Raw genomic sequence first — 9,360 nt, 5'->3', positions numbered from 1 at the left:
TCGTGTACCCCCGAAGGGGCCTTACCGCTCGACTTGCATGTGTTAAGCACGCCGCCAGCGTTCGTCCTGAGCCAGGATCAAACTCTCCGTTGAAATCTATATGTCAACCACAGCAAGCTGTGGATAACAGACTACTTTGAGTAGATCCTTTGAACATCAGAAACAAATCAAACTGACTTGAATCCAGAAATATTTCAAAGGAATCCGCCACAGACAACAACCATCCCACACCCAACCCAGGAAACCCGGGGGGCTAAGGATCGTCATCTAATGCCTGTGGACGGGGTTAATGCATCTTTCGGCATTGACTTTCGGCACGCTGTTGAGTTCTCAAGAATCGGACGCACACCGCGCTTCTTACTTTCGTTCGAAGCTCCGGGGCAACTCGACTTACTTTACTGTTTCGCTTCCGGCCGGTCAAATCGGCCTTTTTCGATCCAGTCCCCCTGCGTGCCTCAGTGTCCGAAACCCGCCGAGGCGTGTTTCGGCTTCCGAGACCTTCAGGGAGTTTGTTGGCGGGCCGGCCGCTTTCGCGTCCTGCGCTTCCGTCCAACAAGAAGAACATTACTGACTTTCATGGTGCGGATGCAAATCGGGGTCCTGGACCGCGGTCCGAGGCTCCCGGCACCCGTCCTCGCCACCGGTCACCCGGTGTCGAGGGAAGCAGTGCTCGTCCCTCTGGTCACATCACTCACTCGGGCAACGCCAGGCGTCTCCGCGAGCAACACTTCCATCATGCCGCACCCGCACAAGTCGTTTTCGCAGCGAGTGGGACGACGAGGTGGGAGCCGCTGATGCCGGCTCCCACCTCGTCACGTACAGCACCGTCCAGCAGACGCCTCTCGGCGAGTGGCCGCTCGAAGCGGCTTAGGTTGAGGCCCGGGGTCACGAACCGGACGGCATCAGGTGTAACCGCACTCCCCCAGGACCTATTCCCGGACGCATCCGAACTCGGCACCGCCCTGCAGGAACACCAGCTCCCCACCGCGCACCTCGAGCTGCGCATCGACGCCGGCCGCCGCGAACCGGTCCGCCGACAGCGCACGGAACTCCAGCGGCTCCTGCCCCTCGAACTGGGCCCCCAGCCCCCTGTCCCACACCCTCACCACGAGACGTACTCCGTTGGTCAGCCGATGGGTACCCGTCAGCCTCTCCAACGACTCGGTCGTCGGCAGGTCGGGCTCCTCCAGCTCTTGGGAGTACGACGGCCACCCACGTGAGGACGCGATGGCGGCGAAGGCACGCAGTACGACCCACATGCCGGAGTCACCGTTGGTCATCACCACCGCGCCCTGTCGTGTGTCGCGGTACGCCAGCAGGTGGCAGCAGAAGCCCTTGTTGCCGCCGCTGTGGCCGTAGCGTGTGCCCGATTCGTCCAGGAAGACGCCGAGTCCGAGGTGGTTCAGCCCGCCGATCCGCTCCGTGGCGGCGATCTGCGGCGTCAGCATCTGCCTCGCGAGCTCAGGCGGGAGGAGGGCGCCTTCAGCATCGGCGTACGCGCGTTCCAGCCCGATGGCGAACTTCGCGAGATCCGTTGGTGTTGTCCACAAACCTGCCGCGGCCAGCTGTGGGTACACGTCCCACTTGCCGTTCAGCGGTTGGCCTAGGTCGTTGTGTCCGCTGGCCGCGTTCGCATGCAGGTTCGGTGGAAGCGGTTGGGCGTAGTCGCTGTCGGACATGCCGAGCGGCTGCAGCACCAGCTCCTGCATGATGTCACGGAACGGCGAGCCGGTGACGTCTTCGAGCAGCTGCTGGATCACCGTCGTACCGCCACCGGAGTACCGGAACTGCGTGCCTGGGACGAGATCTCCGCGTACGCCGATGTTCGTGGCCGGGCGGGTGCCGTCCAGGATCTGCGGTGTTGTCGGGAGGGTCGCTTCGCGTGGGTAGCCGGGGAAGCCGGAGACGGTCAGGCCGGCGCTGTGGCTGGCGAGTTGGCGGAGGGTGACCGTGGGCTGCCAGCGACCGGTCGGCGGCACCTGCCAGGACTTCAGTTTGCGGTTCACGTCCTCGTCGAGGTCGAGCAGGCCCTGGTCGACCAGCCTGAGCATCGCCAGTACGGTCACCGGTTTGCTGATCGATGCCGCCTGGAACAGCGTCGCCGGCGTCACGGCGCGACCACTCCCCGCCTCGGCGACTCCCGCCGTACCGACCTCGGTCACGGCACCCTCGTCGAACACCACCCAGCTCGCGCCAGGTACGTCGAACCCCTCGAGATCAGCCTCGATCCCGTCCCGCACCGTCGTCATCACGCCTCCAGTGGCAGCCGGTCAGAGTTCGCGGAACTCGTACTGCGGCTTGATGTGTTTGTTGACGTAGGAGCCGATGCTCGGTGCGGCCAGGAGGGCGGCGTACGTCGGCTGTGGGACGTCGAAGTACTGGTAGATGTAGCCGTTCACGTACTCGAGCTCCAGCGTGCCGTCGGACCAGCCGACCGATCGCACGCTGGACGAGTTCACCGGGCGTCGCCTCATCCGCCGGCTCCTTCCGCGTCCGCTCCGGCCCAGTGTGCCGTGCCGCCGGGGTCGGGTGGCGCGTCCGGCCGGCGCGCCACCCGGGGACGTCAGCCGCGGCGCGGGCGCTGCAGCGTGAACGACTCGAACTCGCGCAGGTCGCCGCCCGGCCCGAGTACGTCGTAGTACTTGACCTGCATCGTGGTCGTGCCGCCGGGATGGCCGGGGTCCACGGTGAAGGCGGCGAACCCGTACGGGTGGGCCGCGTTACGGCTCGCCGACCACGGTGCCGGCTCCGTCACGTACACCGGCGGGCGCTTGCCGGTCGTCGGGTCGGCCGCGCCGACGGACGTGATCACCCGGCACTTCGGCGGGTTGAACAGGACGCCGTTGGAGCCGACCGACGTACCGCCGCCGCCGATCACCAGGTGCACGGTGCCCTTGGACGTGTCGACGAGGTCGGTACGGGTCGCGGTGGGGATCGGCGTCAACGTCGGGTTGGGCTGCTGGCCGCGGATCGGGTGCGAACGCTCGTAGTGGTGCTCGTGACCGCACACCACCAGGTCCACGCCGTACTCGTCGAACAGCGGCACCCACTCCTGCCGGATGCCGAGGTCGGCGCCGTTCGCCTGGTCGGCGCTGCTCACCACGACCTGGTGCATGCAGACCACGATCCAGTCGATGTCCCGGTCCGCGCGGGTCGCCTTCAGCTCCTGCTCCAGCCACGCCTTCTGCGCGCCGCCGGAGTACCCGCGGACGTAGCTGTTGCCGCCGTCCTGGTAACAGACGTCGTCGTTCGCCAGGCTGATCACTCGCACAGAGCCGACGGTGAACGCGTACCAGAGGCCGCGCGTCACGTCGGTCTGCCCGTCCTGCCGGGGCAGCGCGAAGTACGTCTGGTACGCCTCGTACCCGATCGGCCCGTTGCCGAGCTCGTTCTCGTGGTTGCCGGCCGACGGCATCCACGGGCGGTTCCGCGCGCTGCGGGAGTTGTTCTCCCAGAAGTCGTTCCAGGTACGGACGCGGTCCTGGGCCAGGTTCGCGTAGCAGAGGTCGCCGTTGAACAGGTGGAACAGCGGGCGCACCCGCTCCACGCCTGCCGTCACGTCACCCGCGGCCGGCGAGCCGAGGTTGTCGTTGACGTACGGCGGGTTCGGGATCGTCACGCCCGCCGGCGGTACGTACCGCTTGCCCAGCGTCGGCGTGCCCTGGTCGCCGAAGCTCGTGAACGTGAACGCCGCCCGCCCCTTCGGCGCCGTCCGGAAGTTTCCGAAAACGGTCTCCGCGCCGTCGTGCACAGCGGCGTACACGTACTCGCCGGCCGGGCGGAGCCGGCTGATCCGCGCGTGCTGGACGTACACGACCTGCCCGGACTTGGCGTCGGTGTAGCTCGTACCGGTCGCGGTCACGGTGCGCTCGAACTCGCCGTCCGGCGTACCGAGCAGGACGCGCGCGCGGCGTACCGGCTGGCGGGTGTGCCAGGAGACCACGACCTCGGTCGCCGCGTCCGCGCCGAACTGCAGGTGCAGCCCGCCGACCTGGGGAGTGGTTACCGGATCGGCGACCGGCGACGGCTGCCGGACCGGCGCAGCCTGGACGGAACCGGCGGCCGGAGCAGCGTGGGCGGAGCCGGCAGTGGCGAGCAGCGACCCGCCCGTGACGACCGTTGCAGACGCGAGGAACCCGCGTCGTGAGAAGTGCGACTCGAACAGCTCTTCGTCATCGATCACCACTCCACGCTGGGCGCCGGAGGTGACGCCCAAGCCAACTCGCTACCGCCTGCCGCCGAACTCCCAGGGATGTACTGCGGCATCCGCCGCCTGGACCAGCTCCCGCGCGGCGTCCACCGACGGAGCCTCCAGCAGCGCGGCCCGCCCGACGTGCACGTCGCCGTCGAGCAGGTCGCCGTACACGATCAGGTGGTCCGACGTGAGCGGTCGCGCAGCGTCCTTCGTGAGCACGAGGTACCGGTTGTAGCCGTCGACCGCGTCGGCGAACTCCCACATCGTGCGGCCGGTGCGGTTCTCGAAGCGGTACACCTCGACGGTCTCGAACGCCCCGCCGAGGTAGTACGGCTCGTCGTACACGAAGGCGTGCAGCGCCTCCGCGGACGGCAGGTCGACGATGTGCAGGCTGCCGGTCGAGTGCTCCCGGTCCTCGGTGAGGGTCGGGCCGCGGGCGATCAGCTCCGCGGCGTACCCGTCCATGAAGGTCCAGTGGTCCTCGGTCAGCGCCGCCTTGACGCCGGCGCCGACCCGGTCGCGGGCGTAGACGAAGTACTGCGTCACGACAGGTGCAGCCGCAGGATCGTGTCGTAGTCGACGACCTCGACGCCGGCGGCCGGGGTCACGGTCTCCTGCGACGGCACGATCAGCAGCTGCCGCGGGTCGGTGACCTCGACGTCGTACTTCGACTTCACCTGGGCCCGGTTGTCCGCGGTCGCGAAGTACTCGGCGTACTTCGCCAGCTCGGCCGCGCTTTCCTGCACCGGCGTCCGGAACACCCGACGCCGCTTCTTACCGTTGGTCGTGTCAACAACCGGCAGCTCCAGCCGCCCGACGACGTGGCTGCCGTCCGCGCGCTCCAGGATGAAGTCCGGATGCAGGTCACCGAGCGCGGGCTCGCGGACCAGCTTCGTCGCGCCGAACACCGACAGCAGGATCTCCTCGTGCTTGTCGAGGAACTGCTCGACGGTGCTGTCCTGCAGACCGTGCGCGAGGTACGTGCTCTCGAACGCGTCGGCCCTCAGTACGGCGGGATCGACCGGGAGGCTGAGCGTGCCGATCGGGTCGAGGTGCGGGCGGGCGTTCGAGTACGTCTGCAGGAAGTCGAGGTACCTGTCGGCCGGCTCCGAGCGGTGGATCGCGATCGCGAAGTTCACCCAGTGCACCCGCAGCGAGTCACCCGCGGTGTGCACGAGCAGCGTCCGGTCGAACGTCGAGTAGTTGCCCGGCTCGAACCGCAGCAGCTCATCGCCGGGGCCGGCGTACACCTCGCCGAGCACGTTCGCGGCGGTCGGGAACCGGTCCTCGAGCGCCTGCCGGCCGGCCGTGGTCGCGATCGTCGCGTCCTTGAACAGGTTCTCCCCCGGCAGCGACATCACCGGGTCGCCCTCACCCGCACCGGGCCGCAGCCCGAAGTACTCCTCGACGCTCGCCAGCTTCTGCCGGCGGACCTCGAGCGTGCGGTACTCCCGGCTCAGCCCGACCAGCTCGAGGATGTTCCAGTCCGGGGTCTCGGTCAGCACCATCATCCGCGGGAACAGCATCGGCCCCGGCAACTCCGTCCGGTGGCTGACCGGCAGATGCCCGGCGACCCCCTTCAGGTGCTCCCCCCACAACTGGCCGTTCACCTTCACGAACTCGGTGGGTTTCATCCTCGCCCTTTCTCGACGCTCCGACACAGCACGCAACCCCCGCCGCTCCCGGCCTATTCCCCGCGGATCCGGCGACGATCACACCGTACGATGTCCCGCACCATGCCGCCGCGACTCACCCTGGTCACGCTGAACACCCGCGGCCTCCCGCTGCCCGGCACCCGGATCTCCGAGCGGTACGCCGCTGTCGCGGCCGCGCTCGACCCGGCCGATGTGGACGTGATCTGCCTGCAGGAGGTCAACACGTACCGCCACGTGAGCCGGCTGCGCCGCGGGTTCACGTCGTTTCCGTACGTGATGTACGGGCGCGGCCCCGCCGGTCCGGCCGGCGGCCTGGTCACCCTGTCGAGGCTCCCGTGCGGCGGACCGACGTACACGCGTCTCCCACAACCGGTGTCCGTTCCCCTTCGCTCTCGGCTCAACGCTTTGCACAGCGGTGTGCTGACCGTCGAGCTGCGGGAAGGCGGGCTGCGGGTGCACAACGTCCATCCGATGGCGAACACGGATGGCGACTGGTCCGCCCAGAACCGCTTCCACCGGTCTCAGGGCGACCAGCTGCGAGCGCTCGCAGCGGTTGTCAGGGCTCCGGCTGTGGTGTGCGGGGACTTCAACGTGTCGCGCGACAGCGTGCTCTACGACGAATTCCGGGTCGGGGCAGGGGTGCGGGACGCGTTCAACGGGGACTGTCCGCCGACGTTCCATGCCGAGTACCTGCCGCCGGGGAGCTCCGCGCACTGCATCGACTTCATCTTCGTCACCGAGCCTGCCGAGGTCAGTGGCGCCACCGTGCTGTTCAGCGACAAGGTGGCGATGCCCAGCGGGCCTGGGCATGTTTCGGACCATCTGGGGCTGAGGGCAGTTATCGCAGGGTGACCAGGGAGTCTCGGGTGCTGATGAGGACCAAGTAGCCGGCGGCGGCGACGTAGGTCGGCGCGGTGCCCTCGGTGAGCTTCATGATGCGGCACTTGGTGTCGCCCTGGCGGCTCATCATGAACAGGCGGCTGTCCGTCGTCACCGCGATCCGGCTGCCGAACGGCACCGCGACCAGCGTGGTCGCCGTCGCCTGGCCGTTGCCTGGGTCAACGAATCGGACAACGGTTTCGGTGTCGCGCTGCGCGAGGTTCGGGCAGGAGGTGACGACGAGGCGTTTGCCGGACCACACGAGCAGCGGCGGGCAGGCCCACTCCTTCGGCAGGTCGACCGTCCACTTGCCTGCGCTGGTGTGCGCGTCGATCGCCACCAGCCGCCGGACTCGGTCCGGATGCCGACGAGCAGGTCGCCGGCCGCGGTCAGGCCGCTCAGGTCACCGTCGGTTGACGTGGCGCAGGTAGTCGTCGCGGTACGCGCGGCGCTTCCCGGTGTACCGCCGTACCAGCATGTCGGCGAGCGGCCCCGCGTCGGGAATCACGTCGCCCCACAGCTCCCGTAGTCCAGGCATGCGCTGATGGTGGCAGACGCTCGCCCCCGGGGCGCGTTTGCGCGGGTCCGGGGGCGAGGCGTGGCCTGCTAGCGGCCGACGGCCACGGTGGCCGAGGCGGTGATCGGGGCGAGTGAGGCGTCGCCGGTGTAGGCGCGCATCGAGTCGTTCGTCACCGAGATCGTCACGGTGCCGGGCCGGAGCGCGGTCAGCGTCCGGGTGACCGGGTCGAGCACCGCGACCTTGCCGGTACGCCGGGCCTGGTCGGCCGTGCCGCCGATCGCGAGGTTCGGCGAGCCGGACCAGCGCACCGACATCGGGTAGCGCAGCGGCACGACGCGGGTACCGGAGCCGACGCCTTCCGGTTGCACGATGCTGCCGATCAGCACGACCGACTTCCCCGCGGACAACGTCTTCGGAAAGTCGAGGTTGACGCTTTGCGCGAACGCCCGTACGTCGGCCTCGAGCCACTGCTGGTCCGCGGTCCGCCGGGCGTCGACGGACCAGTCGACCCAGCCGGTGAAGCCGCCGCGGTCCGGCGTGCCGTACGGGTCCTTGCCGGACGACGGGAGCACCGTGTACGGGACGCCCTCGACGCGGTGCACGTTCGCGACCTGGGCGTGCGAGCCGACCATCGCGGCACCCTTGTCGGTGCTGTCGCGGAAGTTCGTCAGCAGCTTCTCGATCAGCGCGACCTCGTCCCGGTCACCGAGCTGGCTCGACTTCGTCTCCTCCGGGTCGTCGACCGGGTGATGCGCGAACACCATCACGTTGTGGATCGAACGATCCTTGGCGGCGCCGTCGAGGGCCTGCTTCAGCATCGGCAACTGGTCCCAGGCCGACGTACGCAGAGTGCCCAGCGAGCTCGCGAGCAGGATGAACCGCGTGCCCTTGTGGTCGAACGTCCGGTAGGGCTGACCGAACTCGTTGGTGAAGTTGGTCAGGTCCGACTGGGTGTTGTTCAGGCCGTACGACTCGTGGTTGCCCGGCACGTAGTAGCACGGGACCGTGTCGCCCTTCGGCGTGCTGTTCGGCGCCGGCTCCTTCCCGACCGGGATCAGGTCGCAGCCCGCGTCGGTCAGTACCTTGCGCGCGAGCGACAGGTCCTGCGGCAGCCCGCGGTCGGTGATGTCGCCGTTCAGCACCACGAGGTCGGGGTGGGTCTTGCGGATCCGGGCGAGTGCCGCGGTCGCGACCTGCGACAGCGCCGGGTTGTCGGCGGTGAACTGGACGTCGGACAGGGTCGCGAACTTGAACGTTCCGGTGTTCAGCGTCCCGTCGGCCGAGACCAACGGGTCGGCGACCAGGTCCGGCTGCTTCGGCAGGTCGATCGACGTCGGTACGTCGGCCTCGAACCGGTCGAGGACGAACGTCCCGGCCTTCTGCTGCGCGACCGCGGTGTTGATGCCCTGGTACGACGAGATCGACACCGGGTACACCGTGTTCGCGGGCAGCGTCCACGTGACGTTCTGGTAGTCCGGGGACGCCTTCAGCCCGGTCCCGTACAGCCCGAGCGCCTTCCCGTTGCCGTCGTACAGGCCGACGTAGTCGAGACCGCTCGGTACGTTGATGCTCGACTTGATCCGGAGGCGCAGCCGGAGCGGCTGGCCCGGGACCTGGATCCGGTTCGTGGCGCCGTTCGCGGAGATCCCGACGTTCCGCATCGCGGGGAAGTCGATGCGCAGGCCGTCCGGGTCGACCGAGCGGGTGGTGGCCGCGGTGCTGTTGTTGTTCCAGCGGGCGAGTACGTCGTCGTCGAAGTCGTACACGACCTTCGTCTCGACGCCGACCGTGATCGGAAGCTTCACGGTCTGCCCGGCGGCGCTGATGGTGAGGATCGTGCCGGCGTTGGTGAGCGGGGTGATCTTCAGCTTGCCGTCCACGGCCTGTACGTCGACGACGGCGTGGTCGTAGTCGAGCTTCAGGTCCCGCGGGTCGATCGGGGCGGTGTAGCCCTGGCCGTCGCGTCCGGTGATCGCGACGCTGACCGCGTTGGCGGCCGTCGCATCAGGAATGCTCAGCCGCTCGGACGACGGCTCCAGGTTCGTCAGGGGCCCGAGTACGTCGACCCGCTGGGTGGCGTGCACGTTCCCGGCTTGTGCAGTCACCGTTGC

Annotated in this window: 9 protein-coding genes and 1 rRNA gene; 1 reads left to right on the top strand and 9 read right to left on the bottom strand. The window is 68.4% G+C overall.

Annotated elements, in window-relative coordinates; translation table 11 throughout:
- The 6 genes from ACFV9C_RS19910 to ACFV9C_RS19885 all read right to left on the bottom strand — a co-directional run.
- Nucleotides 1–93 (bottom strand): 16S ribosomal RNA (locus tag ACFV9C_RS19910); the annotation flags it as partial.
- An 836-nt stretch (nucleotides 94–929) separates the two neighbouring features.
- A complete protein-coding gene (locus ACFV9C_RS19905; RefSeq protein ID WP_380195497.1) occupies nucleotides 930–2,249 on the bottom strand; it encodes a serine hydrolase domain-containing protein in 1,320 nt (439 codons plus the stop codon).
- Nucleotides 2,250–2,270: 21 nt separating this feature from the next.
- On the bottom strand, nucleotides 2,271–2,474 hold the full coding sequence (locus ACFV9C_RS19900) for a KTSC domain-containing protein (protein ID WP_380195495.1): 204 nt from the start codon (nucleotides 2,472–2,474) through the stop codon (nucleotides 2,271–2,273).
- A gap of 89 nt (nucleotides 2,475–2,563) precedes the next feature.
- Nucleotides 2,564–4,183: a purple acid phosphatase family protein gene (locus ACFV9C_RS19895; RefSeq protein WP_380195493.1), complete on the bottom strand. Its 1,620-nt coding sequence runs from the start codon at nucleotides 4,181–4,183 to the stop codon at nucleotides 2,564–2,566.
- A 42-nt stretch (nucleotides 4,184–4,225) separates the two neighbouring features.
- Nucleotides 4,226–4,741 (bottom strand): YciI family protein, encoded by a 516-nt coding sequence (locus tag ACFV9C_RS19890; RefSeq protein WP_380195491.1) that lies wholly within the window; start codon nucleotides 4,739–4,741, stop codon nucleotides 4,226–4,228.
- Entirely contained in the window at nucleotides 4,738–5,829 is a 1,092-nt protein-coding gene (locus ACFV9C_RS19885; protein WP_380195490.1) for a hypothetical protein, read from the bottom strand. The genes ACFV9C_RS19890 and ACFV9C_RS19885 overlap by 4 nt, the downstream gene beginning before the upstream one ends.
- A 102-nt stretch (nucleotides 5,830–5,931) precedes the next feature.
- On the opposite strand from ACFV9C_RS19885, the gene ACFV9C_RS19880 reads away from it, so the two are divergent.
- Nucleotides 5,932–6,702, top strand: coding sequence for an endonuclease/exonuclease/phosphatase family protein (locus tag ACFV9C_RS19880; RefSeq protein WP_380195488.1), 771 nt, complete (start codon nucleotides 5,932–5,934; stop codon nucleotides 6,700–6,702).
- Here ACFV9C_RS19880 and ACFV9C_RS19875 read toward each other — a convergent pair.
- The 3 genes from ACFV9C_RS19875 to ACFV9C_RS19865 all read right to left on the bottom strand — a co-directional run bounded on the left by ACFV9C_RS19875 (nucleotide 6,689) and on the right by ACFV9C_RS19865 (nucleotide 8,910).
- The gene (locus ACFV9C_RS19875) at nucleotides 6,689–7,069 is read right to left on the bottom strand and encodes a hypothetical protein (protein ID WP_380195487.1); all 381 of its coding nucleotides are present in this window, start codon (nucleotides 7,067–7,069) and stop codon (nucleotides 6,689–6,691) included. The two genes, ACFV9C_RS19880 and ACFV9C_RS19875, sit on opposite strands and share 14 nt — an antisense overlap.
- 63 nt (nucleotides 7,070–7,132) lie before the next feature.
- Nucleotides 7,133–7,267: a hypothetical protein gene (locus ACFV9C_RS19870; protein WP_380195485.1), complete on the bottom strand. Its 135-nt coding sequence runs from the start codon at nucleotides 7,265–7,267 to the stop codon at nucleotides 7,133–7,135.
- 68 nt (nucleotides 7,268–7,335) lie between these two features.
- Complete coding sequence (locus ACFV9C_RS19865) at nucleotides 7,336–8,910, bottom strand: metallophosphoesterase family protein (protein ID WP_380195523.1); 1,575 nt, start codon at nucleotides 8,908–8,910, stop codon at nucleotides 7,336–7,338.
- Between the last annotated feature and the right edge of the window lie 450 nt (nucleotides 8,911–9,360).

The sequence above is a fragment of the Kribbella sp. NPDC059898 genome, assembly GCF_042730855.1.
Taxonomy (GTDB): Bacteria; Actinomycetota; Actinomycetes; order Propionibacteriales; family Kribbellaceae; genus Kribbella.
Note: the sequence above shows the minus strand (reverse complement) of the source record. Positions and strands in the feature narration are given on the sequence as shown.